Source organism: Methylovulum psychrotolerans, assembly GCF_002209385.1.
In the GTDB taxonomy this organism is placed as follows: domain Bacteria; phylum Pseudomonadota; class Gammaproteobacteria; order Methylococcales; family Methylomonadaceae; genus Methylovulum; species Methylovulum psychrotolerans.
The window spans coordinates 3,768,284-3,795,112 of record NZ_CP022129.1; the positions used below are offsets into that span (position 1 = coordinate 3,768,284).

The 26,829-nt window shown below is 49.9% G+C and carries 20 protein-coding genes and 1 pseudogene; 19 read left to right on the forward strand and 2 right to left on the reverse strand.

Annotated features, from left to right (window positions below; genetic code table 11):
- Positions 1-32 precede the first annotated feature (32 nt).
- From CEK71_RS17000 to CEK71_RS17030, 8 genes are all read left to right on the forward strand, one after another.
- Positions 33-779 (forward strand): GTP-binding protein, encoded by a 747-nt coding sequence (locus tag CEK71_RS17000; protein WP_157679354.1) that lies wholly within the window; start codon positions 33-35, stop codon positions 777-779.
- Positions 780-795: 16 nt separating this feature from the next.
- Complete coding sequence (locus tag CEK71_RS17005) at positions 796-1,086, forward strand: roadblock/LC7 domain-containing protein (RefSeq protein WP_157679356.1); 291 nt, start codon at positions 796-798, stop codon at positions 1,084-1,086.
- A gap of 243 nt (positions 1,087-1,329) precedes the next feature.
- On the forward strand, positions 1,330-1,488 hold the full coding sequence (locus CEK71_RS23260; RefSeq protein ID WP_170065035.1) for a hypothetical protein: 159 nt from the start codon (positions 1,330-1,332) through the stop codon (positions 1,486-1,488).
- Between the two features lie 7 nt (positions 1,489-1,495).
- Entirely contained in the window at positions 1,496-2,098 is a 603-nt protein-coding gene (locus tag CEK71_RS17010) for a response regulator (protein ID WP_088620497.1), read from the forward strand.
- Between the two features lie 171 nt (positions 2,099-2,269).
- The gene (locus CEK71_RS17015; RefSeq protein WP_088620498.1) at positions 2,270-4,237 is read left to right on the forward strand and encodes an EAL domain-containing protein; all 1,968 of its coding nucleotides are present in this window, start codon (positions 2,270-2,272) and stop codon (positions 4,235-4,237) included.
- 211 nt (positions 4,238-4,448) lie between these two features.
- Positions 4,449-5,573 (forward strand): hypothetical protein, encoded by a 1,125-nt coding sequence (locus tag CEK71_RS17020; RefSeq protein ID WP_157679358.1) that lies wholly within the window; start codon positions 4,449-4,451, stop codon positions 5,571-5,573.
- A complete protein-coding gene (locus CEK71_RS17025) occupies positions 5,570-6,025 on the forward strand; it encodes a hypothetical protein (protein ID WP_198328279.1) in 456 nt (151 codons plus the stop codon). Before CEK71_RS17020 ends, CEK71_RS17025 begins: the two co-directional genes overlap by 4 nt.
- On the forward strand, positions 6,025-8,229 hold the full coding sequence (locus CEK71_RS17030) for an ATP-binding protein (protein WP_088620501.1): 2,205 nt from the start codon (positions 6,025-6,027) through the stop codon (positions 8,227-8,229). The genes CEK71_RS17025 and CEK71_RS17030 overlap by 1 nt, the downstream gene beginning before the upstream one ends.
- A gap of 246 nt (positions 8,230-8,475) precedes the next feature.
- Here the strand turns inward: CEK71_RS17030 and CEK71_RS17035 are convergent, their stop codons facing one another.
- Positions 8,476-8,685, reverse strand: coding sequence for a hypothetical protein (locus CEK71_RS17035; protein WP_019864563.1), 210 nt, complete (start codon positions 8,683-8,685; stop codon positions 8,476-8,478).
- A gap of 474 nt (positions 8,686-9,159) precedes the next feature.
- Here CEK71_RS17035 and CEK71_RS17040 point away from each other — a divergent pair, with 474 nt between their 5' ends.
- The 3 genes from CEK71_RS17040 (at position 9,160) to CEK71_RS17050 (ending at position 11,610) form a co-directional block, all read left to right on the forward strand.
- Positions 9,160-9,735, forward strand: a complete 576-nt coding sequence (locus CEK71_RS17040) for a TerD family protein (protein WP_088620502.1) — start codon at positions 9,160-9,162, stop codon at positions 9,733-9,735.
- 67 nt (positions 9,736-9,802) lie between these two features.
- Positions 9,803-10,378: a TerD family protein gene (locus CEK71_RS17045; RefSeq protein ID WP_088620503.1), complete on the forward strand. Its 576-nt coding sequence runs from the start codon at positions 9,803-9,805 to the stop codon at positions 10,376-10,378.
- Positions 10,379-10,398: 20 nt separating this feature from the next.
- Positions 10,399-11,610, forward strand: a complete 1,212-nt coding sequence (locus CEK71_RS17050; protein ID WP_088620504.1) for a TerD family protein — start codon at positions 10,399-10,401, stop codon at positions 11,608-11,610.
- 8 nt (positions 11,611-11,618) lie between these two features.
- Here CEK71_RS17050 and CEK71_RS22755 read toward each other — a convergent pair whose 3' ends face one another.
- The gene (locus CEK71_RS22755) at positions 11,619-12,095 is read right to left on the reverse strand and encodes a hypothetical protein (RefSeq protein ID WP_157679360.1); all 477 of its coding nucleotides are present in this window, start codon (positions 12,093-12,095) and stop codon (positions 11,619-11,621) included.
- Between CEK71_RS22755 and CEK71_RS17055 the strand changes: the two genes are divergently transcribed.
- The 8 genes and pseudogenes from CEK71_RS17055 to CEK71_RS17090 all read left to right on the forward strand — a co-directional run bounded on the left by CEK71_RS17055 (position 12,094) and on the right by CEK71_RS17090 (position 26,826).
- Positions 12,094-12,411 (forward strand): hypothetical protein, encoded by a 318-nt coding sequence (locus CEK71_RS17055; RefSeq protein WP_157679362.1) that lies wholly within the window; start codon positions 12,094-12,096, stop codon positions 12,409-12,411. The genes CEK71_RS22755 and CEK71_RS17055 overlap by 2 nt on opposite strands.
- Positions 12,412-12,443: 32 nt before the next feature.
- Positions 12,444-13,574: a hypothetical protein gene (locus tag CEK71_RS17060; protein WP_088620506.1), complete on the forward strand. Its 1,131-nt coding sequence runs from the start codon at positions 12,444-12,446 to the stop codon at positions 13,572-13,574.
- A complete protein-coding gene (locus tag CEK71_RS17065; RefSeq protein WP_088620507.1) occupies positions 13,575-15,737 on the forward strand; it encodes a choice-of-anchor X domain-containing protein in 2,163 nt (720 codons plus the stop codon). It abuts the gene before it with no gap.
- Positions 15,738-15,741: 4 nt separating this feature from the next.
- Positions 15,742-18,180, forward strand: a complete 2,439-nt coding sequence (locus CEK71_RS17070) for a vWA domain-containing protein (protein WP_088620508.1) — start codon at positions 15,742-15,744, stop codon at positions 18,178-18,180.
- Between the two features lie 86 nt (positions 18,181-18,266).
- Positions 18,267-20,549 (forward strand): VWA domain-containing protein, encoded by a 2,283-nt coding sequence (locus CEK71_RS17075; protein WP_198328280.1) that lies wholly within the window; start codon positions 18,267-18,269, stop codon positions 20,547-20,549.
- 143 nt (positions 20,550-20,692) lie between these two features.
- Positions 20,693-21,578, forward strand: a pseudogene (locus tag CEK71_RS17080) (IS982 family transposase).
- 58 nt (positions 21,579-21,636) lie between these two features.
- Complete coding sequence (locus tag CEK71_RS17085; RefSeq protein WP_088620510.1) at positions 21,637-23,484, forward strand: SIR2 family protein; 1,848 nt, start codon at positions 21,637-21,639, stop codon at positions 23,482-23,484.
- Positions 23,485-23,547: 63 nt separating this feature from the next.
- Positions 23,548-26,826 carry a tubulin-like doman-containing protein gene (locus CEK71_RS17090; protein WP_088620511.1) on the forward strand — a complete coding sequence of 1,093 codons (3,279 nt, stop codon included), beginning with the start codon at positions 23,548-23,550 and terminating at the stop codon, positions 26,824-26,826.
- Positions 26,827-26,829: the final 3 nt, after the last annotated feature.

Here is a 26,829-nt window from a genome sequence, read left to right on the forward strand (position 1 = left end):
ACGATTTTTCAGGATGAATGGGGACATTAAATATGCAACAAGCCACCACATCAATTAGCGCTGTACAGATAGCTCATAACATCGAAAAACGTAGACTGTTTATAGAAAAACCGCAATCCCAAGCCCATGTAACCAATATGAAAGATGCGCCTATTTACAAAACCCGTCCGGCAGTTCCGCAACGCGCCCAAAACCAGGATAGAACGCCTTTATTAAAAGGAGAGCCTGTCAAAGAAGTCAAGATTATTCTGGCGGGTAATGTCGGTTCTGGCAAATCGACTGCCATTAGAGCCATTAGCGAAATCCCCGTGATGGGTTCCGATGCCAAGGCGATTGAACGTAATGCTTTGCATAATAAAGAGTCCACAACCGTCTCTATAGAATATGGCATGGCGTATCTGGATAATAGCAATCTGCATATTTACAGCACACCCGGACAAAGACGCTTTGATTTTATGGCAGATGTTTTATGCAAAGGCGCTCACGGTATGGTGGTGATGATTGATAACGGTTGCCGTGACCCGTTGAATGAAATGGACTATTATTTGCACCAACACGGTCGTTTTTTACAAAACTATCCGGGGATTATCGCCATTACCCATTTTGATGACAACAATACTGACACCAGTTTGTTGGATTACAGCACTTATCTTTTGAAACATGGGTTAGCTTGCCCAGTGGTGTCGCTTGATGCGCGTAACATACTTGAAGTAAAACAGGTTCTGATGAATTTATTGTTACAAATTGGCGATTTTAAAACCGGAAAAAAGAGAGCTTAGATCTATGGAAAACAGCGTGGATACATTACCGCCTACATTGGATGACGGCATTAAGTGCAGTGCCATTACTTCCACAGACGGCTTGGTGCTTGCCCATACAGTCAGTGGGGCAACCTTGGATGAAGATTTCCTTGGGGCGATGGGGGCGGCGCTTTTTGCCTTTGGCTCAAAGAGTATTGCCAATCTGGTCGGTGGCAAAATGAAAGACATTGTTGTTGAGGGTGAGCAAGGTTTTGTAAAGGTCACTATCTTGAACGATAAGCTGTTAATGGTGACGGTTGCGGAGCCGCTTAAGCTTGAAAATTAAAAATTTGGCGGGTTACCGCCTATAAAAAAGTGCTGGACTTATATACAATAAGCCTGTGAATTTATTTCAGGCCGCTATAAAGCACAGTATAATTCCGGTTGCGTGTGTTTGTGTGTTTTATAATGCGTAATTCAGTGTGGCCCAATAGCGAATGCAACATCGGTTCGACAAAAATACGGGCATCAGCTCATCCGTTAACAGATGTTTCCATAAAGTCTGCGTGGTATTTATAGCTATTGTAGAATGGTTATTTCGGCAATCCGCTTGAGCCTTTGGGCAAGCCGGAATGACGGCGTAAAAGTTGTGGGAATATTTTATGCTTTGGGGCTTTTAAGAAGGAAAGATCATGAAATTGATTTCAGCGCCATCGGTTTAAAGGCGATTATCAAACACCAAAAATAAAAAACTTATGAGTGAATCCAATACGTTAGAGCCTGAAAAATTTCTTTCCACCCGCGCGGCGGCAGCCAAGTTAGGCGTGGCGTTGTCAACAGTGCAGGTTTGGGTTGAGTCGGGGATATTGCCCGCCTGGAAAACTGCCGGGGGCCATCGGCGTATTGCCGTCTCGGCGGTCGAGGCCATGCACTTGCGGCAAAAGGCTATCCTGAGCACCGAATCGTCGCCGGCACCGGATCAGCTTCAAGTCTTGATAGTGGAAGATGATGCGGTACAGCGCGAAGTTTATCGCCTCCAATTTAACGAATGGCGTTTACCTGTCCGTTTGTTGACGGCAAACGATGGTTTTAAAGGGCTTATGATGATTGGCCGCCATAATCCGGACTTAATCATTATTGACTTGGTTATGCCGGAAATGGATGGGTTTAAAATGATACGGAGTTTGAAATCCCAGCCCGCCCCGACCCAGGCGACTATCATTGTCGTCACTGGCCTTACGGCTTCCGAAATTGAAGAACACGGTGGGCTACCGTCCGGCATTCCGGTCTATTCCAAACCGATTCCCTTTGCCGTTTTGCGTCCGCTAGTGGAGCATTTGAGCAAAAAGTTGGCATGATGGCAGCCTATTGCTACGGTGCACAACGGGTATTGCAAAGTCATAGACTTCAAACGGTCAAGTTTTCGGTTTTAGGATTAACCGAAAACTTGACCGTTCAGAGTATAGGTTGCCTGACGGAGAACTGTCTTGGCAAAAATCGATTCGGTTAGGCATAAGTAAAAGCTAGCAATGACTGACCAACAACATCAACCCCAACAACAGCGCATCGACAGCGTAGGGCAAGTGCCGGATGCAGCCGAACCCGTTAGCCATGCCAAGTTGGAAAACTTGGCTAATTGGGGGGACAAATTACGCGCACCGTTACACACTCTTCTTGCTCAAATCAACATTCTGCAAATGGATAGGGCGTTGGATGCCAACACCCGCCAGCAAATCGACAAAATTGCCAAAGGTGCAAAGCGACTCGCCACATTGATTAGCGAACTGCCTGAACATATTGATTCCAACTGTTCAACGTCTTCTGAATCCGCCATCGTTACCACAACGGTAACTTCTGACAAGACGGGGCGGCGTTGTATCCTTGTGGCCGAAGATCGCCCCGCCAACCAAATGTTGCTACAAATGCAACTGGCGGCGTTAGGCTTTGATGCCGATATCGCCGCTGATAACACGGCGGCACTGCTCAAATGGCAGGAGGGTGGTCATGATCTGGTTCTCATCGGCCATCAGATACCCGATTTGGATAAGGTGAAATTAGCCCGCGCCATACGCGCCGCCAAACGGGCTAGTGGTGCGTATACACCTATTATCGCCATTACTACCGAACTGTACCCGAAAGGGCCGACAATTTGCCGGGAGGCGGGTATAGATGCCATGCTGGCCGAACCCGTCGAGTTGGATGCGTTACGCTCCCTATTGGAATACTGGTTGGACAAAACGTCGGCAAAGCCGGCAATCGCAATCCTAAATACCAGCAATTTGGTTAATCTTATCGGTGCCTCAGATGTCCAGCAGATGCGCGAGTTTGTCGGCCTGTTCATCACGACGGTACATACGGATATTGCCACTTGCCGCCAGCATTTTACCGAAGGTACGGCCCATGCGCTGGCTTTAGTCATGCATAAAATTAAATCGTCGGCGCGTATTGTCGGTGCGTTGCACTTTGCCAGCTTGGCGGAACGTATCGAGGCGGCCGCCAAAAATAGCCGCCTCGATACCGCACAAATGCTTTTTATCGAACTGGAAGATGCCTTGGAAAAGGTCGAAATTGCCGCTGAAAAGCTCACCGTATCTGAGGCTTACGGTCTTGGCGATACCGCATTGATGCCGGATAAGATAGGGACAAGCATGAAGGTAACAGCATCGCCAATAGTGGCAACCGTCAGTCCAAACCATTATCTTGGCTCAAGCACCTCCGTCCGGCCTACTACGCTAAGCATTTCGTCCAATGACATCTTGGCAGGCATTCGCCATGCCGAATTTCAGCTGTATTTTCAGCCTAAGGTGGACAGCAGAACGTTGCATGTCGTCGGTGTGGAAACGCTGGCGCGTTGGCAACGGCAAGGCGAATCACCGCCACCCGATGAGTTCTTCGCTATAGCCAAGAAATATGGTTTGGTCGCGCCGTTATCCGAGGTGCTGCTGACTAAGGCATTGATCAGCGGCATACAGTTTACGGAAGTAGGTTGCCCTTTGGCTCTCTCAGTCAATCTCTCGGCAAATTGGCTGGCGGATACCCGCTTTCCGCAATTTATCCTTGCCAGCATCCAGGCATTCAATTTTAAGGCCGAGAATCTGATTTTGGAAATTACCGACCTTGACATGATGTCGGACATGACAGCCATTCTGAAGGTTATGAACCACTTGCGGCTCGAAGGCTTTAAGCTGTCAGTCACCGATTTTGGCAGTGGCTATCCGCTTGCCGCGTTATTGCCGCATCTTCCCGTCAATGAGCTAAAATTTGATCGCCGTTTTGTGCGTGCCGCTAGCCAAAATCCCGCCATCCACGCAACAATGGCGGCAACGTTAGCAATTGCCAAGAGGCTTAAGCTTGCCACTGTAGCGGCAGGGGTCGAAACTCAAGCGGATCTGGATAGGGTGCGTGATCTGGGTTGCGGTTTCGTGCAGGGCTGGTTTATTGCCAAGGAAATGCCGGAGGATCAGCTTCTTGAGTGGCTGAAGGGACACGTCGCTTAAACCAGGGGTTCCCTTGAAGGGGTGCTCCATAATCCGGCGCAATCCGTTTTTAGGAACAATAAAAATGTCTTCAAGATCTGCCTGTTATTATGTAGGTGCTGCAAATGGCCGGGCGGTAGCTAAACCACTAGCAATCGGCAGGATGATGCCCCGCTTGGTATTTTGCCTATGCCTGTTGGCATCTGGTAGGTCGGGAGCGGATAATAAAGCTTTGCCTTTAACTTTGCACTATTTCGGAACGGCGGGTTTGGCCCATTCAGGCTCAGGGCAAGCCGAGTTTGTCCGTGACTTATCCCAACCTGATGGCGTAAAAGGCGGCCAATGGTCCGCTACCGTGGATTCCTTAGCCGGCTTGCAGGCTAACTTGACGATCAATGACCAACTTGAAATCGTCGGTCAAGGTGTCAGCCGCTATCACTTCGGCGGCACTTACCTGCCTGAACTGACGTGGGCTTACGCGAAATATTCGCCCCGCCCCGAATTGGATCTGCGGGGCGGACGGCTAGGTGTTGATTTTTACATGCGTGCCGATTCCAGGCTGGTGGGATATTCCTATCTCCCCGTCAGGCCAGCGGTGGACTATTATGGCGGCTTGCCTTATCAATATATTGATGGGCTGGATGGCACGGTCAAGCTGCCTATGGGTAAAGGCGTTCTGCGGGCCAAGCTGTTCGGCGGTTATAGCCCTGAAAAAATCCCCCCGGCGTGGGATGTGAGCGGGACGCTCGTGTTAGGCGGAAATCTGGGCTATCAGTGGGACAGTTGGCAGTTGCGCTTTAGCTACACGCAAATCCAGCACGCACGGGATTTGGCCAGAATACAGGAATTACTAGCAGCTTTACGCGGGATTCCCCGACCGGAAACCCAAGCCGCCGCCGATGCGCTGACGGTTCAGGATACCATCAGCCGCCATTATTCGCTGGGCATGACCTATGATAAAGGCCCTTGGCAAGTGGAATTGATGGTCAGCGGAGCGGTACATGAAACGGCCTCTTTGCAGGACAATTTTGCCGGCTATCTCTTGGCTGGCTATCGGGTCGGTGCTGTCACGCCTTATGCAGGCCTGTCATGGAGCCAAGCGGCCACCAATACTATTGGCAGGACAAAAATACCGTTGTTGGATGCGGCTGTGGCGAAGGCCATCGGCGCATCCCATAGTAACCAGCATACGTTCACGCTGGGTTTGCGCTGGGATTTTTATCGTGGCATGGATGCAAAAATTCAGTGGGATGCCGTTCTTGGGAGTCCAGATTCGGTCTTTTTAGTCCGGGGCGAGCAACCGGGCTGGAATGGGCAGACGGATGTCCTCTCGGCAACCTTGGACTTTGCTTTTTGAATATGGAGATTTTAGCCAAGTTACTCGCCTTTCCCCTGCTGGTTTTAATGCTGGTATGGGTTAACACGGCACCGGCGGATATGGTGCTGATCGCCAACGCCAAAATTTCCGTAGCTAGCATTAGCCGTGAAGAAGTGATCAACATTTACATGGGTCGGTTGCGTCAGATGCCTTCAGGTGCTGCCGCGCAGCCCTTGGATTTGCCGTCAGACAGTGAAGAAAAAGCCCTTTTTTATCGCCTTTTGGTTAATAAAGAGATGGCCGATATTGATTCTTATTGGGCGCGGCTGATATTTTCCGGACGGGCTTCGCCGCCGCGTGGGGTAGCAGACCAAAAAGCCGTGCTCGAAAGTGTAGCCAGCGATCCGAACACTATCGGTTATGTAGAGCGTTCCGTCGCGGACAAACGGGTAAAAATTATCCTGGAATTGCAACCTAAAGGCGGCAAATAATGCGCCATTGGTTCCCTGCCAATATATTGGCCCGCACTTTACTCTTTCTGCTGGTGGTTTCCGGAGTGACGGGGGGCGTGTTTATTGCCTTTGCCTCTTCGGTCATTGCCAATTATTCATACCGCCAAACCCAAGGGCGCTTAAATGAATTGATAGACACGGTGGAACGGACTGCCAGCATCGCTTGCTACCTAAATGACCAGCCATTGGCCGCCGAAGTGGCGCAAGGGCTGATGAAGAATAGCGAGGTTGCGTCGGTCGTGATTTACGATATCGGCAAAGCGGAGTTGGCTAACTTTTCGCGTCCTGGCCATTTCCTGGAGAGCGGCATATCCGAAATAGCACCGATTCATCGGTTAATCCTATCCCCGTTCAGTCCCGATAAAGTGGTCGGCGAATTGGTTTTAGTCCCGAACCCTTTAAAAATAACACAGCGTATCGACTTGGATGTGGGCTTTGTCAGGAATCTGCTGATTTTCGAACTGGTGGTATTGGGCGGCGTAGTGCTGGTGATGGTGTCGTTTTTCGTGATCCGGCCCATCGGGCAGGTTTCGGATAACTTACACGCAATGGATGCCTGTGCGGGCGATACGCTGGCTTCACCGCGTGGCCATCAGGATGATGAAATTGGCCGCCTAGTGGACGATGTCAACGCCTTGGCAAAGCAACTGGTGTCCGCCCTGCATGAAGAGCAAAACCTTCGGCTACAGCATGAGGCCGGCGAAAAAAAATATTTGGCTATTTTTGACAATGCCAAAGCGGGGATCTGTCTGCTGGATAGTAACAGCCGGATAGTGTCCTGTAATCCTGCTTTTATCCAGATGATAGGCATGGATGTTGCATTAACCGCCGAACCAAATGCTACCTTCCTGAATGCGCTGTGTTGCCGTGACCCTAACAGTATAGGCAAGGCTTTGGCGCGATGCCAAGACCAACGGGTCACGGTGACGGAGGAAATTGAATTGCCGCGCCCCGATAGCAGTAGCGTCTGGTTACATCTGAGTTTGACACCGATTAGGCAAGGGCTGGTGCAGTGCATCATTAACGACATCACCGAACTGACCTTAGCAAAGCAAGCCGCAGAGAACGCTAACCGTGCCAAGTCCGAATTCTTAACAAACATGAGCCACGAATTGCGTACGCCGCTCAACGCCATTATCGGGTTCGCGCAATTACTGGAAATGGGTGGGCTGTCGCCGCTCATAAACGAACAAAAACTGGCGGTTGGACACATCATAACCAGCAGCCGCCATTTGCTGATCCTCATCAACGAAATCCTCGATCTCGCTTGCATCGAAAACCAAAAACTGAACCTTTACACCGATAAAGTCGCCTTAGTGCCGTTGCTTGAAGAGGTGGTGTTGCTATTGCGGCCTACCGCAACGGCACGAAATGTCACTATTATCCCATCGTACCAAAGCGAAATGGCCATCTACGCCGACATGTTGCGGGTGCGCCAGGTTATATTGAATTTATTGTCCAATGCGATCAAATATAACCGAGAGGGGGGTAGCGTGGGCTTATCCTGCGAAGTGTCTGGGGATTTTGTGCGCATTACTGTCGCCGATACGGGCTTAGGTATAGCCGAGGGGAGATATACAGAAATATTTCAGCCATTCCAACGCTTAGGGGCGGAAACAACAAGTGTCGAAGGTACGGGGATAGGGTTGGTTGTCAGCAAGCGGCTAGTCGAAGCGATGGGAGGCAGCATTGGTTTTGACAGTGTTATGGGAGTCGGTAGCCGCTTCTGGGTTAATTTGCCTAAGGCAGCCGTTAACGACAGGTCTGCGGGGATAGCAACTAAAGCGGCCATGGATCTTTCTGATATCAGCGGGCGTGTTATCTATATTGATGACTGTCTTATCAATATCAAGGTTATGTTACATATTTTCCGAAAGCTTCCGGGTGTCGAATTGCTAACCGCCAACACTGCCGAATGCGGCTTGGAGCTAATCTGCCAAGAATCGCCAGATCTTGTGTTGATGGACATCAACCTGCCAGAAATGAGTGGTTTGGAGGCTCTGCATTTGCTTAAAGCCAATCCTGGTACAGCCCTGATTCCGGTGGTTGCTGTCAGTGCCGCCGCCATGCCGAAGACCATTGATGAAGGTTTAAAGGCAGGTTTTCTGGCCTATTTGACTAAGCCGTTCGATGTGCCGAATTTGCTTGAGCTGGTCATTGATATTTTAAAGAAAAATAAGTAATAGGCTATGCTTTAGCCTTTTCCCTTAACACAAAGATGCCCATGCGTACTTTCCGGGATAGGTAACTCTGTCGGTGCAGGGGATTTGCAGCTGAATTCAGCCGTTTTTTGAAGTATAGCGAGGATTGCTTTACAGTTGAGGCGTACACCAGAAATAATAAAGGCGGCAATGATTGCCGCCTTTATTGCTTTGCAAGCGCTTGCAAGCAAAAACCCTCCGGCTTAAGTGCGCGGAGGGCTTTTGGTTTTATTTGCCAGCTATTTGAGCAGCTGTAGAGTTGTTGCTGGTGTGTCTTTTTTCTATTTTAGAAAAGGTTTCAGTTTGAAGTGCCGCAACAGCGCCGCTTTGCAAATGTTTGGTTTCGTCTTTTTTCAATAAAACGACCAACAGAACGATTGCAGCGATACAGCCACCAACGATGAACCACAGTGAATTGTCTTCTTGTACTTCAGCCATTTTTAAATCCTCATCTATAGTTATTAATATTTTTGTTATTTCCCTTTCCTACAAGGGAGCAACTCAGCTTGTATGAGTCGGTTGTCGAAAGTTTTCTTAAACAACGGTGCAATTTTTATCACGATAACCGTGTTGTGTCAAAACTATAAATTAAAAAAATAATAGCGGAATCGGTATGCGATATGCGTGTATTTTGCAACAAATTGAATATAAATAAGAAATAATTTAAAAAGAAAATCTGTGCTGTAAAGGTAACTTATTTTTTGCCGAAAAAGCTTTCGGTCAGGCGTAATGGCTGCATCTGTGCTTAGCTAGGAAAAGTGTCTATTAAGGGTTATCATAAGCCTAGATGCTAAGCTAGCGGCAGGGCGGCGGCTGTGTGCCGAAAAACTGTCCCCTTCTTGTTTTTGGATCATTGCATCCCCATCTATAGATGAACCTGACCATCACTAAAATGAACGGAGATTGATTTTTATGAGTATTTCCTTAAGTAAAGGCGGCAACATCAGTTTGTCCAAAACCGACCCGAGCCTAAAAAATGTTATCGTCGGTTTAGGCTGGGATGCCCGGCCTACGGACGGTGCGGATTTTGATTTGGATGCCAGTGCCTTTATGGTCAACAGCGACGGTAAAGTCCGCTCGGATGCCGATTTTATTTTTTATAACCAGCCCAAATCCGCTTGCGGTTCGGTCGAGCATACTGGCGATAACCGCACGGGTGCAGGCGACGGTGATGACGAATCCATTATCGTCTTGCTCGATAAAATTCCCGCCGACATCCAACGGGTTATTTTTACCGTGACCATCCACGACGCGGAACCCCGCAAGCAAAATTTTGGTCAGGTTAGCCAAGCCTTTGTCCGTATCGTCAATAAAGATTCGGGCGTGGAAGTCACCCGGTTTGATTTGAGCGAAGATGCCTCTATCGAAACCGCGATGATTTTCGGCGAAATTTACCGCCACACTAACGAGTGGAAATTCCGTGCGGTCGGCCAAGGTTACGCGGGCGGCTTGGCGGCTTTGGCTCGCCAATATGGCATTAATGTATAGTTTTAACAATTTTAGTATAAAGTTATAATTTTAATAGTCTAAAAACAACTAAAGAGGACATGGCATCATGGCAATATCACTGACAAAAGGCGGCAACGTAAACTTAAGCAAAGAAGCGCCAGGCTTGAATAAAATCATCGTCGGCTTAGGCTGGGACGCACGCGCTACCGATGGGGCGGCATTCGATCTGGATGCGAGCGCCTTTTTGGTGAAAGCGGACGGTAAAGTCCGTTCTGACAGCGATTTCTGCTTTTTTAACAATAAGGTCGTTGCCGACGGTGCGGTCGAACACATGGGCGACAACACCACAGGCGTAGGCGACGGCGACGATGAAGTGGTCAAAGTCCAATTGTCCGCCGTTCCCGCCGATTTGGACAAAGTGGTGTTCACGGTTACGATTTACGATGCCGAAACCCGTAAACAAAATTTCGGCCAAGTCAGCCGCGCTTATATCCGTATCGTCAACGAAGAAAACAGCCAAGAAATTGCCCGTTACGATTTAAGTGAAGACGCTTCTGTCGAAACCGCAATGATTTTTGGCGAAATTTACCGCAATGGTGGCGATTGGAAATTTAAGGCGGTCGGCCAAGGCTTTGCGGGCGGTTTAGGGCCATTGGCCACTTCCTTTGGCGTTAATGTTTAAACGACGAGGAACGTGACGATATGTCCGCCCTAAATGCCGACTCTCAGGTACTGGCAAAAGGGCGGCGGGTCGCCCTAGAGCAACTGTTCGCTAACTATGCGCCAGCAGAGCGCTTCCAGATAGGCGTGTCTATAGCAGGTCTGTCGGTAGCGGTAGATTTTGCTTGTTTTGGCCTGGATGCCCAACAGAAGCTCTCTGATGACCGCTATATGACCTTTTTCAACCAGCCCCAAACACCGTGCGGGGCTGTCGCTTTAGCGGCACCGGCAGGCGATATGGCAGGATTTACTTGCCAATTGGCGCTCTTGCCTGCCACGGTTGACCGCTTGGTGTTTACGGCGGCAGTGGATGGCAACGGCACGATGCGCCAGATGCAAGCAGGGTATTTGCGCCTGTTGACCGGATTAGGGCAAGAAGTGGCGCGGTTTGCTTTTAACGGCAACGATTTCGCCGATGAAAAAGCCCTGATGGTCGGCGAGTTGTACCGCAAAGACGGCACCTGGCGTTTCAATGCGATAGGCCAAGGCTTTAACGGCGGTTTGGCGGCGTTGGTCAAGCATTTTGGCGCGGAAGTGGCAGAGGAAGTCCAGCCGCCAAAGCCAGTAGAGCCTAAAGTATCCCTGTCAAAAATCACCTTAGAAAAACGTGGCGACAAAATTTCTTTGGATAAACCTAAAACGGCCAGTGGTTACGGACGCATTGTCTGCAATTTGAATTGGTCGGCGCAGCAAACCCAGAAAAAAGGTTTTTTTGGCGGCAAGAGTGCCGATAAGGCGGTTGACCTTGATCTGGGGTGTTTATACGAACTCAGTGATGGCACTAAGCATGTGGTGCAAGCGTTAGGCAATTGTTTTGGGTCTTACGAAGATGTGCCTTATATCCACCTCGCGGGTGACGACCGTTCCGGCGCAGTTGCCGAGGGCGAGTTTCTGTACATTAACGGCAAGTATTTTGACCGTATCCGGCGCATTTGCATTTTTGCCTTTATCTACGAAGGCGCGGTGAGTTGGACACAGGCTGATGCCGTTGTTACCCTGACCGTCCCCGACCATCCGGTCATTGAAGTGCGTTTGGATTCCCAAGGCAAGGACTCGAATATGTGTGCCATAGCGATGTTAGAAAATAGCCATGGCGCGTTAAAGCTGACGAAGCTGAACGAATATTTTGGCGGCCACGAGAAGCTGGATAAGCATTATCAATGGGGGATGAAATGGCGTAGCGGTAGCAAATAGTTTGGACATCATGCAGTTAGGAATGTGCATGAAATAAAATCTGTTGAACAGGCGAAAGTACGGCAACCCCCTCCCAGCCTCCCCCTTGGCAGGGGGAGGGGCATTTTTCCCCTGATTTTCGCCTGTACGACGGGGAAGGCATAAGCTCCCTCCCCTGCCAAGGGGAGGGCTGGGGTCACTGCCATTAAGTTAAGGGTTTTTGTGGCTATATGGACGATAATAAACGAATTTTTTAGATTATTAACATGGTTAAAAAAAGCGGGCAGTTGAGCGGAGCCGGGATCTGATCGATGCGGACAGCTTACAAATAAAATATCACTTAAAAAAATAACTAAAACAGTTAGAAACAGGCCAAAACTCACAGAATTGCAAGAAACATATTTTAAATCATCACCAAATGAAATTGACTTAATGTTTACTAATAACTGTGACAACCAAGAGAATGTTTGCTGGGGGCTTATTAAACTGCCTTTAGTGGTTGCCATGAAAAAACTTAATGAAAGCGCAACACGTGCTATCAACCAAACTCAATTTATTCGTATGAATAATAGTGATCCGACAAACACAATCTCGGCCTATAAAGCTCTTATTTCTCCAACAAATAATGCTACAAGTGAATTTACAGAAGGCTTGGGATGCTATTTATCGTATTGGCTTGATCAATTACCAAATAAAGCTATAAAAACAAAGTTCACGGACGAGCCATCTATAAAAGGAATAATGGCCTGTAATCAAGAACAGGAAAATGGAAATAGTAGCGTGTCGAGCTATTTCGATACTTTAATTAAGAATCTTAATTGAATAATTAACCCTCAAAGAACTTCAATAGCCTTATGCCACCCAACCCCATCCACCTGCTAACCTATCAAGACCAGCAACTTATCCCCCGGCCATTGCCATTGGATGAGCCGGGGTCCGGCTGCACTGTGACCTTACGCAAACTGCCCGGTGCCCGGCAGGTGAGGGTGGTGTTGTGTGCGGGGGATGTCACGTTGTTTCGTGCCGAGGTGCTGACCCCTGACGGAACGCCGCAGATAACCCTTGATATCCGGCACGGTGAGGAAGGCCATTTTGAACTGGAATGCCGCGAGGGGGCATCTGTCCGGTATCTGCAAACCAACCCAGCCCATGCCCAATACGAACAGCCGATTGAATGGCTAGAGCCGGCACAAGACATTGATTTGGCGATAGTGGTTGATGCCACAACCCGGCTGTTTTTACCTCAAGAAGAACCGCCCCATAAATTGGTGCCGTCTTTACTTCTGGCCAAAATGAATCGGGAACACTGGTCGGCATATGTGGACAAGTTGTGCAAGTTTACCGAAACCTTACGCGCGGGCTGTGCTAATCTCCGTGTTACGGTGCTGGCGTTTGGGGATCAGGCCATGCCGGACAATGTCACCGCCGATGATTTGCGCCCGGCTTTTAAACTGTATCCCTTCAAACCCGAACAGCGTCTGTTGCAAGCCGTGGAGGCCGATGCCCTTAAAGGACGCTTGCTGGCCATTCCGCACAGTTCGGGCGGGGATTTTGTCGATGCCTTGGCGGATGCCTTGGCGGTTTGCAACAATGGCTTGCATTGGAGTGCCAATCCCGGCACCCGTAAGCTGGTGCTCATCTGCGGCGAATCACCGGGTTTTTCCATTACACATCAATTGCCCAAAGGTGATGCGTGTGTCCGCGAACATGATGTGGACACCGAAGCCTTACGTTTGTTTCGGCAAAAACGCGTGACTTTGCTCAGCCTTTATTATCAGCAACCCGCCGACTATTTAGAAAGCCTAATTTTGAAGGATGCTAAAGAGTTACAGGAGGCGGCACGCAGCCAATATTTAAGGTTGGCGACCGTGCCAAGCTTTGCTTTTGCTGACAGCCAATTTGACGGTGCGGAAGAAGCGGAAACCGTGCTGGGCTTTACCGGCTTGCTGGGTTATGGCGGTTGCTGTGGCGAATGGGTGGCTTAAATGGATAAATTAGTCCGCCCAAGCAATCGGCCAACAGTCCTGAACTCCTTTTTTTGGGCCTTGTTGGTGTCGGCAAGCACTGCAATGGGGCCGGTGCAGGCGGCGGCCATGGCCCGTGCCGATGTGGCCGTTATTGTCGACACCTCCACAAGTATGGAAGAACCCGGCATGGATCCTGAGCGCGCCTCATTGTTGGTCACTAAATTATTGGCTGATATTGTGCCCGGGGATTTGGCGGTGATCCGTTTATTGGATCTTGAGTATGACAAGGCATGGCTGCCCAGCCATCCAAGCGGCAAATTTATGCCTTGCTCAGAAGACCCTAGAAAATCCTGTAGTATGGTTGAACAGGACTCGAATTGGGAGGCGGATGCCCGTAGCCGTCAGTTCGGGGCTTTAGTCCGCCCAAGCCGGGGCGATGCGGATTACAAGCAAAAGCTGGAGCGGCATTTGGTGCAGTCCCAGAATAACAGTATGTTTAATTTGGCTTTCCAAGCGGCGGCGGGTTTTTTTGGGCAACACCCAGAAGCGGTGCCCCGCACCGTTATTTGGTTATCGGACGGGCGTAGCGACAGCATAAGTTCCTTGCAACAGGCGGTTTCCCAAGTCCAAAGCTTAGGGGCTACGGTTGAGGCGATTGTCTTTGGGGCGGGGGATGTGGCTTTGCCGCAAAAAATGGGGGTTGACACGTTAAAAGTGAGCAATCCCGCTGAGATCATGAAAGCGTTTGCCAATGCGTTTCGGCGCATTGTCCAAGCCCCCTATCGGATTGACAACACGGTGACCGCAGAACCCCGGTTTGAAATGAAACATAATGTGCAAGAGGCTTGGATAGTTGTTTATGGCGACCGGAGCCTGGGCGCGGTGACCTTGGCGGGACCTGATGGTGAGGTGCGCGCCGATTATGCCGCTGATGTCTGGCCCACGGCGGGTGCTTATAAAGTCGCCTATTTGCAACAGCCCAAAGCCGGGGCATGGACGGTCAAGGCAAAAGGCGGCGGCGCAGGCGTGGCTTATGCGGTCATCCAACGTTCTGATTTGGAACCCGTTTTGGTGTCGCCCACCCAAGCTTTTGCCGGCATGGATGTGCCGTTGGTGGTGGAGATACATGCGGGTGCCAACGGCGAATGGGTCACCGATCCTGAGTTGTTGAAAGGCGCCGTCCTTACCGCAACCGTGGATGACCATGAAATTGAGTTACTGGATAATGGCTCATCGGGGGATGCGTCCGCCAATGATGGCCGTTTCACGGGCATGGCCAATTTCCCCACGGCGGGTGAAATCCCTGTCCATTTGCATCTGAAAAATGAAATAGCAGACAGAGGCAATGAGGCGACCATCAGTGTTGTCGGCCAATTTGACTATACGGGTGAGCCTATTGGAATTGACTTGGGGCATTTGGGTGTGGATAGCGAAGCTTGCCGCCCGCTAATTTATCAAGCCAATCATCAGGGGCGTGTCATTTTTGAACTGAAAACCTTACAGTCCTTACCGTCTGGCCATACCTTGGCCATACACCTGCCGACAGGGGTTTTAACCGCCGACGCTGGCACCGCGCCAATTAAACCGAATGAGCTTATAGAGGTTTGCCTAAAAACCTCCGTTATGGCCGCTTCATCACAGGCCGAAGGTGAGCCTTGGTTGGCATTGCAGGTTGCCGGCAGCCAAAAACCGGAACAACAGCTTGTCCTTAACTTGCGCTGGCAGGTTCAGGGATTGTCCTTTTGGGAACGCTGGGGATGGTTGGTGTGGTCTATTTTGGCGGCACTGGTGGTGCTGTCCATCATTCTGGGTTTTGTTTTGCCGCACCGTTTTCGGGGTTCCCTCGCACTGGTCTTTGTGCCTGAACGTGATGAGTTGGACGAGCAATTGCCCCAACCCGTCAAACAGTGGCGGGGTGTAAGCATCGGCTTTTACCGCAATGCACGGGCTTTCTTGCAGCCTGATTACCGTTTGTCCGGCAAAGCCAATGGGGCTTTGGCCGGGTTGTTTGCCGAACGCAGTGGTTGCCGTGTCGCTCCGGGTTCGGGCGTTAGCCTGTTCCGCGAAACGCTGGACGGTGACTGGGAGCCGGTGCTTACGGTAGGTTGCCGTGGCCGCCCTGGTGACATTTACCGGGTGGGAAGCCACGGGCCGTATTTTCGGATTGCGGTGAAAGGCTAGCCTTATGAAAATAGGGGTTACGATGAAAGACGGGCTGGTCAACGCATCCGCATTGGCGCAATTGGGGGAGATTACCATGAAAGGGGAATGCGCGATGAAATGGCTAGGCGGGGTGATGTTGGGTCTTTATGTTTTTTTAGGCGTGGCGCAAGCGGCGGACTCCCCCCGCAAGCATATCAGGGTGGTTTTGGATTTGTCCAAGTCGATGCGGCTTGGCCCGCCTTACGGCCAAGGCAATGATCCGGGCGGGATGGCCATTTTATCCACACTGTTGCTATACGATCTCACCCGCCCCGATATTGGCCTGCATGATAGTTTTAAAGTGATTCCCTTTTACAATAAGTGGGCTTGGCAAGATCCGGCGCAATCCCCGCCAACCAACAACGGGCCGATTATTGAGGCCAAGCTTGGCGGTGCGCAGGCGTTTGTAGATGCAATCAAATCCCTTCCTTATGATGCCGAGTGTACGCATTTTTATCCGGGGCTTTATGAAGCCAGCCATGACCTCAGCAAAACCGGAAAAACCGGAGACACCCGCACGATTGTCCTCATCACGGATGGATTGCCTGACAATCCTTGCAAAGGCAACCTACCAACGCAGGATGAAGAGAAAAGGCGCATTTTGCAGGACATTGTGCCCTTAATGGCCGGAAAGAAAATCAGATTATATGTCATCGCATTTGGCCAAAGCGTAAGGGAAGATTTTTTTGCCCCAATGACCGGAGCTACCGGCGGGCGTGTCTTTGCGCTCGGTTCAGGCGAAACGCTGTTAGGGAAGATGCTGGAGGTTTTTGCCGAAAGCTTGGATTATGAAGTCATTGGCCCGGATGATTTGCCTAAAAGTGGTCTGGAACTGACCCAAAGTTCGGGACGGGCAGACAACACTGCCGTGGTTGTATTTAGTCATAGCAAAGGTTCGGTTCCGGCTAAGGAACCCAATGTCACCCTTGATCCGCCCCCCAATTCCCCGGCAAACTTTTCACCGATTAATTATGGTTATCAACGTAGCGATAGTGCGCCAAGTATTAAACAGGTCGCCAATAGCAGGAATGGGGTCCCTGGGGCTGCTTACCATATTGATTGGATTTTGAATCCAGGCCCTGGCATTTACAATCTCGACACCGATCCTAAAGAAGGACAGGTTGCGGTATTGCGCCCCGTGTCAGCCAAATTTGGCATTGTCGGCATCCCCGATCCGGCTATCAAGGCCACTGATGTGATGGCAAACAGCCCGTTGCCATTGGGGTTGGCTATTGGGAATAGTGTTGAGGGGGTGCTCAGTAAAGACATTGTTGTCCAATACCGGTTAAGTGCAACCAGTATTGGCCTTAACCCTGAACTTAAACAAGCCCCTTCATTAATGCTAGGAAGCAAGGTTTACACCTTCCCTGAAATATTTGCTGAAAACCCCAAAAATCCGGCTGATAGTTATGTCGGACAAATTGAGGCATGGGCATACCATAAAAACAGTAATTTTGAAAATGCCTTGGCCAGTTTAACCCCCCCTTATAAGGTTACCGTCCATCCTCACTTGTCGATTACGCCAAATCCCAGTAGCGGCGATGCGGGTACGGCATTAAGCCGTGGGGATCACTACTGTACAGAACCCTTTAACTTAGAGGTGCAAGGCCATTTGCCAAAATTAAACGGGGCAAAAAAATATACAGTTACGGCCAATTTGGATTTCCCGGATGCCACTGTGATTGAGCAGGAATTTTTTCATGCCGAGTTTTCTTTGGATGGCCTGCCCTTGCAATTTAACAACCCCAAAAGCCCAGCCAGCCCGGCTTATCCCACAAACCACGCGGCAGCCGGGGAATGGTTTAAGGGGAGGGCATTGACCGAAGCGGAACTGACCGGTAACCATACGCTATGTGTCGTTATCGGCCAGCCAAAGTACGGCGATCCGTCAAAGACTTTGACCTTGCCTTTACATTTCGTCTTGAAACATAGCCCTTATCAAGACGTTGATGTGATTAAACGCTATGAATTAAAATTGACCTTGGCGGAAGTCATCCCCCCCATACCGCCCAGCGGAGCGTCATTAGCCGCGTTAGGTTTGGTCTTGTTGTCTTTGTTATGGCTTTTGCGGGGGATTCCGAAGCTTCCGCCGGATTTGGCCTTTGCTTTGGCCACGGAAGGCGGCGGAAATTTGCAGCCTAAAACCTTAGGCGAAGGATCGTTGCTGCAACGGGCATTAGGCCTGCCCGTTGACAAGCCCATCATTGCCGAAAATGGTGATCTGCCTTTGGCTTGGGTGTGTCCAGTCAATGATGAGCTGTTTAAATTGCGTTTGGGCAAAGGTGTCACGCTCACAAACCCAGAGGGCGGCGGTTTCCTGCCGATATCACAAGGCAATGCCGTCTCCGTTTCGGTGCACCGCATTTACGGCCTTACCCGCCAAAACAGAACGTATCGGGTGCGGCTGGAGTATCGTCATTAATGAAGGGTTATCGATGCGGTTGGATGGTTTTGTTTGTGGGCATGTCATTTATCTGCCCGGCGGTTGCGTCCGCCCAAGGGCGGCATGTGAGTATCATTGTTGACACATCAGGTTCCATGAGGGATAGCGACAAATCCCGCTACACCTTGCAGTTGTCGCAAATCCTCGCCGACTTGCTGGATACGGACGATAGCCTCACAGTGATCCATCTTCCGCCGGGTCAGAACGATTGTAATGATAGGGCCAATCCCTCGCTTGCGATGCAGTTTAACTCCGCTTATCGCAGCAGTTTCCAAGCCAAACTCGACAAAGCCTTGTATTACAGTACGGACAACAATTTTGCCGCACCCGTCCACACCGCCCAAGCGGATTTGGAACAGCACAAAACCAAAGCCCGGTTGTTGCTGTTTGTCGCTGATTCCGGGGGCTTGGGTAAAAATTGTGATGCCAAATTGACACAAGATTTGCAGGCATTGCGCAATCAGGGAGTAACAATTGCCGCAGTCAACATCGGTGGCTTGGGTGCATTTGATGCCAATCCGGCTTTTACCTTCACGACCGGGGCGCGTGATTCCAATGACTTGGTTAAGTCTGTTGCCGAAGTTTACCAAAAATTTATTGGCGCGAAACACGTGCAAACGGGCAGTACAAACAATGCCATTGAATTTGAACTTGAATCGCAAGTAAAAAATGCTTATCTGGTGATCGTTGCCGATGGGCGGCTCAATGCATTAACTGCCTTGGACGGCAATCCACAGGCCGGGCAAGTTGATCTGAATTATAAAGGTGGCGGTCATGCCATCGGTTTGGATGGGTTGCAACGCGATTACCGCATTGTCCGTATGCACAGGCCGCAATCTGGGCATTGGCGTTTTCAAGTGCCTGATCTTAAGAAAACAGCGGGCTGGATGTTGCTGCAAGATTCTGCCTTGGCACTACGCTTGACATCTGCTGCTAATGCGGCCCAAGACATAACCACACCCTTGGAAGCTGAACTTTACGACCAAGAGACGGGAAAAGGCGTGTACAGCCCCCGCCCCCCTGCCGGTTTTCAAGCATCGGTTGAAATTGAAGGCCGCACTGTCATGCTCCATGATGATGGCCAAGACGGCGACCGGAAAGCGGGCGATGGGGTGTTCACGGCTTCAACACGCTTCAGTCAAGTGGGTACGCAACAAATCCGTTTGAATTTGCAAAGCAGTTTGCTGGATCGCCACAGTGAGGCCACTGTCCAAGTCGAAGCCGTTGATTGGGGGTTGCAGGCTTCGGTTCCCGAACATGTCGAAGTGGATAACCCCGTCAATTTGACGGTTAAAATCCAACCCGGCGTTTCCAGCCATTCCCCCATGCCCCCGCAAGCCATAGACGTTTATATTGACGGCAAAGCCGAAACCAGCCTGTATGATGACGGCAAAAACGGTGACACGCAAGCGGGTGACAGCCTTTATGCCGGGACGTGGACACCCCACACAATTGCGGATTATTCGTTGGACTTCAAGGCGGTGGCTGGCGGCAACGCCCTCCCAACTAAGGCATCGATTAAAGTCATAGGCAGTATCCGCTTTGGCCTAGCCATTCCGGTAAACTTTGGCCGCAGGTCTAGTAACAGCCAAGTGCAAAACCATTTGGATTTGGGTAACGATACCCTTGTCAAAGGCGAGTATCCGTTGACCTTAAGCAGCAACTATTCCGCTTCCGGCAGTGTGGTCGAGATTGATCTGGGGCAAGGCTGGGTGCCGTTGGATGCCCGTCCCCAACCGTTCGTGTTAGGTTCCGGTGCATTGCATTCTTGGCCGTTACGCCTGCGCGTCGGTGATTGCCCGGCCAGCGTAACCGCAAATGATCACTTTAGCATTGAGTTTAGCGGCACCGATGCCAATGGTCAACCCGTGCGCCATAGTGTCCCTTTGCGTTTGGAAATCGCCGCCGATTGGTGGCTGCATTGTTGGTGGCCTGTGTTGGCCACTGCTGTTGCCGGTTTGCTGGGGGCGATTGTCATTTACGGTTTTTGGTCGCCATCACGGTTTTCACCCAAACTGGGTGTGTTCTTGTCACCGGAAGAAGATATCAATGAAGGTTTTTTTCATCCCATCTACGCCCAACGCGGCACCGGCAACGGTTTTTATCGCGATGCAAGGGTTTATATCCGCCAAGATTTCCGCTTATCAGGTAACGCTAAAGGTGAACTGGCGCGTTTGCGTGCCGATGGCAAGCAGGTTTTTATCCGGCCTGCGCCAGGTGCCGTGGTTTACCGCCAGAATTTCGATGGGGAATGGGAGGTCATGCCCGCCAATGAAACAGCAGTTAATTTTGGGGTGATTTACAAAGATTCTTTGGGGGCTTTGTTTTTTCAGTTGAGGAATGGGTGAGTGTTCAGGCCTTGAACCTGTAAATTACCTGAATGGGCTTATTTTGTAATAGATACGCGATGTTCGACTTTTTAGGAGAATTTTAAGGGGGCCATTCTGGTCTTAGGTTCAGGTCAACAAACCACCTTACCGGAGAAGCCGTCATGCCCGTCGAAGATTTCATCATTTATGTGTATTGTTGCGTATGCGATTGCTATGAAAAAGTGACCCCCAACCCGCTGAGGAAGCGGGGCTTCCCGACCAAACTGAGTGATTGCGAAGCCATTACGATGGAGATTGTCGGCGAATTTATGGGCAAAGACCAAGACCAAGACAAAGGGATTTGGGAATACTTCCGCAACCATTGGCATGGCCTGTTTCCTAACTTAGGGTCACGCAGCAGTTTTGTCAAGCAAGCCGCGAACCTTTGGGTGGTGAAGGGGCGTATCCTTGGTCAACTGGCCAGACAACTTGGGGCGGACACGAACACCGTCCATTTGGTTGACGGTTTCCCGATGCCAGTTTGCAAGATAACCCGCGCCGCCCGGAGCCGCTGTTTCCGCACGGAGGCGGGTTACGGTTACTGCGCCGCCAAGGATGAAAAGTATTACGGTTTTCAAGGCCACCTTTTGACCGACAGCAACGGCATCATCTGCGGTTTTGCCTTCGCCAACGCCTCCATTGACGAACGCGATGTCGTCCCAGAACTTGCCGAAGGGCTTGGCGGGTGGCTGATTGGCGACAAAGGCTATATCAGGCCTTGGCTCAGCTCAGAATTGGCAAAACGGGGCATCAGCTTGCAGACACCCTTACGGAAAAATAGGGACGACCCGCGCCCGAAGGCCTTCGTCAGGCAACTGACGGCCACCCGAAGCCGTTATCGGGCAACTGACCGAAAGGTTCCACATCGAACGGATCAGGGCGCGTAACCTTTGGCACTTGGCAAACCGTGTCATCCGCAAGCTGCTCGCCCATACCGTGGGGGTGTTTCTGAATTGTTGCCTGGGCCGCCACCAACCCCTCCAATTTGAGGGGTTGGTACAAATCTAAAAAGTCGAACATCGCGTAATAGATGTAAAAATAAGAATAAGAATATTGGAGATGAATAATGCCGCCAGATAAAAACTTAACCATAGATATAGATTATTTTCTTGAAAAATTCAAGGAAACGAATAAATGTAATGACAGGAAATTTTGTTTTCTTTTAGGCGCGGGGGCTTCGAAGACATCTGGAATCCCATTGGCAGATGAATTAGTGGACAAATGGTTACGCTGTTTGCACACACGGCATGGTAAGCATAAAGAGTCTAATTTCGACCAATGGGTCGCGGCAGAGGCCGCTGTCGAGCTTGATATCGACGGTTTCGACATTTCCAGAAAAGCAGAATTTTATCCCCATGTGTATGCAGAGATATATGGCAAGGATGACCCCAGTATGGGGCAGATCGAAATACAGAATATCATCAAAGGGAAGAAACCAAGCATCGGTTACCTGCTGTTGGCCGACATACTGACCAAGACAAGACATAACATGGTTGTCACCACTAACTTTGACAATTTGGTGGTCGATGCTTTTTTGTCAGATAGGGATTATATGGAGGTTCATGATCAGACATTAGCCCATCACGTTAATAACAACGCTAAACACCCCGTCATTGCCAAAATTCATGGGGATCGGCTATTCAAGCAGATACACAATAACCCTCCTACTTTGGGTGAATCATGGGAAGCAGCATTAAAGGAAATATTTAAATCCCACTATATCATCGTTATTGGTTATGCCGGAAATGATGGTGGATTACTTAAGATATTAAATGCAGCTAATATTAAAAAACATAATGGCAAAGAAGCGCAGGGACATGGGATTTTTTGGATGCACCAAGAAGATGTGGTGCCACGTGCAGAGATTGAAAAACTGGTAAGGGAGGCGGAAGGTAAGTTCGTTAAAATCAAGGGCTTTGACGAGGTGTTGTACCAGCTTTGGAAATGCATCAATGGCCCCTCTTGGGATACGGAGTCACTCATTAAGCATGGGGAGAATATGTTGCATGAAAAACATGTTAAATATTTTAGCCAAAACTTTGAAGAACTCAAGAAAGAGTTTGCTGAAGTGGTTGAAAGGGTGCAAGGTAAAGATGAATGCCACCAAGAAACGGGCAAAGCCCCGGTGAAAAATGCTTTGCAATATAGTGGCTGGGAGCCTTGGGAAAAGAAAGCCCAAGCAGAGCCAAACATTGCGCTGCGCGATGCCATTTATCAAGCAGCCTTAAAGGAATACCCATACAGTGCTGAACTATATGGAAATTATGCGGTTTTCCTTAAGGTTCACAGAGCCGATTATGATAATGCGGAACATTATTATAAATTGGCCATCTACTTTAACCCAGCCGATCCAATTAATGAAGGGAATTATGCTTTTTTCCTACACACTGTCCGAAAAAACGTACCTGAAGCCAAAAGGCTTTACCTTAAAGCACTTGAGCGGGAACCCGGCGTATTGGAAAACCGGGTGCGGTTTATTTACTTATTGTTAATAGGCCAAGAATATGATGAGGCAGAAAATTACGCCAAACAAGGTTGGGAATTGTTGTTAAAAAGCAAAAAATATGCCAAACAAAACCAGATGTCTGAAACGATAAAAAATGGCAATAGGCACAATGTTGCACTACTCGCGTTATTTAGGGGGATTGTTTACCATCACAAAAGCCTTGATGACGCGCCTGCCTTAGGCCGGTTAAAAAAATTGTTGCATAAGGATTTGGACAATAAAAATTTGGCTTATGATGCCATCAAAGACGTGTTCGCGGAAACGGTTAAGGAGGGGAAAAAATTAGGATTATATATTTTTCTGTACGAAACCTTAAAAAGCCCGAGCGATTTTTTCCTCATACTGAACGATTTGCCTATTTGGAAAGAAATCACCCTCATTGATTTGGACGGGGCTTGGGATGATTAAATTTTAGTCATTATTTGCTGCTTTCCACAACACAAAAAAACATTACCAATCAGGATATCCACTATGAGCGAAGACTATAGAACCGGCCAAGGTACCATCATCCCCACCCTTATCATTGGTATTGGCGGGGCAGGCTCACGTATGGTGGATAGGATTGCCGGGCGTTCCGCCCGCTTGGCAAATTGGGAAAGCCAATTACGTCCCCTGACCCAATTCGTTTCAATCGACACCAATGAATTGGATCAGCACAAACTGCGGAATATCCCGGCCGGCAATCGCCTGAATATCTCTGCTTTTGATAAGGCAACGGTGATTGAAAATTTCCGCCGTTCCAAAGATTTGCAGGCTTTGCAGTGGTTAGATAAGGGTTACCGCCCCAGGCCCGGCTTCAAACCGGGGGCGGGGCAAATTAGGGTTGAATCCCGGTTGGGTTTTTTCTACCATTCCCCGGCCATTCGCCAACGCCTGCAAGAATTGGTTGAAAGCAGCCTGCGCCCCGGCGTTACATGGCGCCAGTCCTCTCCGCCCAAATACAATGTTTACATTTTTTGCTCTTTGGCCGGGGGCACGGGTTCTGGCAGCTTTTTGTCGGTGGCTTATCTGATCGATGCGGTCATCCGCGAGAGAAATTGGCAACCACGGGTGATCGGCAACCTGTTGTTGTCCACGGTGATGCTGGAAAAAGTGGGTCCGGAATTGCACTCTGATATTCACGCCAATACTTATGCCGCGCTGAAAGAGCTGGAACACTTAACGAAACTGGATTACAAGCAAGTTAAGGATGAAGGGCGCACGGAAGAACCGTTTGTGTTTTGCCGTGATCCCAATACACAGGATATTACGAAGGTCAAGACGCGACCCTTCTTTTTGGCCTTTATCTTTGACCGCCCCCCCCACTTGGGTCTTTTTGATTCTGAAGCCACCATTGCCGACGCTTCGTATCTGCAAATTTTTACGCCGCTCATTGATAATTTGGCTGGCGAATTGGATAACTATGAAAAGAAGCTGGAAGAGCTGACCCGTTTTCCGGGTGATTTGCGTGACGTGGGGCAGGGCTACACTAAAAATTTTGGTGCCTGTGGGGCTGCGGCGATGGTTTTGCCGGGTGAGGATTTTCTAGAATACGCCGCCTTGCGTTTTGCCGCCCAAGCCTTAAGAAGGCAAATAACCTTCGGCATCGATCCCACGGATGCTTATGATGACCGTACCCGTGCCTTAGCTAGGTTGGCGGTGAGTTACAGTAATCCAAAATTCTTGGCCATGGCTGACGAAGGCCGTGAACGGACAATTAACCAATCATTTATTGCTTCGGTGCAAGAATTGGCACGCCAAGATGCGGTGCAGGAATTGTCCCAAGGATTCTGGTTTCAATTGGTGGAAACCGTGGACGAAGGCAAGCAAACCGGTTTGGATGAACAAGGCCAGCCTATCCGCAACGAAGCATTTACACGGTTGGTGGAACGCAAACTGGAAGAGTCTAGGGCTGGCTTGCTGAACAAAGTGGCGATTAAGGAACGGGCGTTTGTTTTCCATCGTGAAGGGGTCAATCAATATATCGAATTGGTTGCAAGGTTAAGCGAAGAAATCCGTGCAGCCAGCACAATTGTCAATGAAGGCCTGCAAAGTTTGGAAGCGGAAGCGAAAGAAGGTGAAATGATTGGCAGCCTTAAGCTGGATCCTTTAAACGAGCGGTATTTGGCAATCCGTTTATTGGATTTGTGTGAACAACGATGGATTTCAGAAGCCAAACAGCAGGCGGATAAAGCCCTTGAACGCGACATTAACAACCCCAAGGTACGCGAACGCTTGGAAAGGGAATTGCCGCAAACCTTGGCTGATGCGGCACGCCAAGGCGGTTGGGTTGCCCGCCGTTTTGGCAGTGCCGACGAAGCTTTTTTGGCGGCAAGGGATGAGGCGCAGGAATATTATCGGGCCGTCGCGGCGGCGGCGCGCAAAACTTTCGATGCGCAAATACGGCTTAGGCAACTGCGGGCTTTACAAGATTATCTGTTGCGCCGTTCCCGCCAATATGCCGGCCTCTCGACACGCATGGATGGGTTGGTGCAGGAATTGGAGCGGGAAGCGGAGAAATTGCGGCGTGGGGAAGTGGAAATTTCCCCACCTTTGGCCTTGCGCGTCGAAGTGTTCGAGACCTTGGATGAGCCGCGCCAACGCATTTGGGATCAAGTGTATCGCTCGCTCTTTATTGATGGTGGGCGCTATATTTCTACGTTTGACCGCCAAGCATTGGCGGAAACCATTGCCAAGGAATTAAAGCCGACGGTAAATGCGGATGGACGTATTACCGATAAATCCACGGATCAATTGGTTACGGATCTGCGTCAGGCATTATATGAGTTGGGGTGTAGGCGTTTGAAACCGCAAATTTTGGGTGATGGAACCGGCAATGGGCTCGATTTGGCCCGTGGATTGGAACTGGAGGCGGAATTGGTGCTGGGTGCGCGTAAACGGCCGGGCGAAAGCGTCACCCCTGAGGAAGTGGCCGCTTATCGGGAAAAGAAATTCCATGCCTTGGCGCAATTGGCCGGTATTTTGGCACGGGTAAACAGTGCCGAAGCCAATGCGCTGGATGATGGTGTCGTCACTAACCATACCCGCCAATTGATTATTGGTGATATGGGCGATTCTACGGCGAGTGCCCGGTTTTGTCAGAAATTGGAAGATGTGCTGTCGGCAGGCGGCAAACAAGTCAAAAAGGATATTTGGCATGATCCTAGGACAATCATTGTCCATGATGTGGCCTTACCTATCCCGTTGTATTATTTTTCCGCCGTGGTGGGCGATATCGAGCAAGCTTATCTGGTTCAAGCCGCAGACGAACACAGAAGCTACAACTTGCATACCGATTACAATTGGGAAAAGCCGTTGCCCAACCTCAATCCGCGCAATTCTGAATTGGGCGTTGACTGGTCACTGACCATGCTGGCTCAAGGGTTGTCAGTTCGTGCCATTGAATTCAGGAAAGAAAACGGGGCATTTGTTTACACCGATGGCAGAGGTGAGTCTGTGCCGTTGGGCAATAATTTGTCGAGTGTTTTATATCATTTGGCGGAAATGCACGAAAAATTAAAGGAAGAAATGGAAAGCCGTATCGCAACGGCCCGTCAGACCCAGTCCGATGAGGAACGCGGGGGGCGTGACCAAGAGCTTGCGGAGCGTTTTGATGCGCAAATCAACCAAATGCTCCGCCGCGAAGGCCGAGGGGAGATTACCCGTGAAGAGTCGCTTGACCGCCCAATTTTGCGTGCTTTGAAACGCATTTTGGAAAAAACCTCATTGGGCGTCCCTTCCGTGCCATCTGGCACCCGTTACGATTTTTGATAA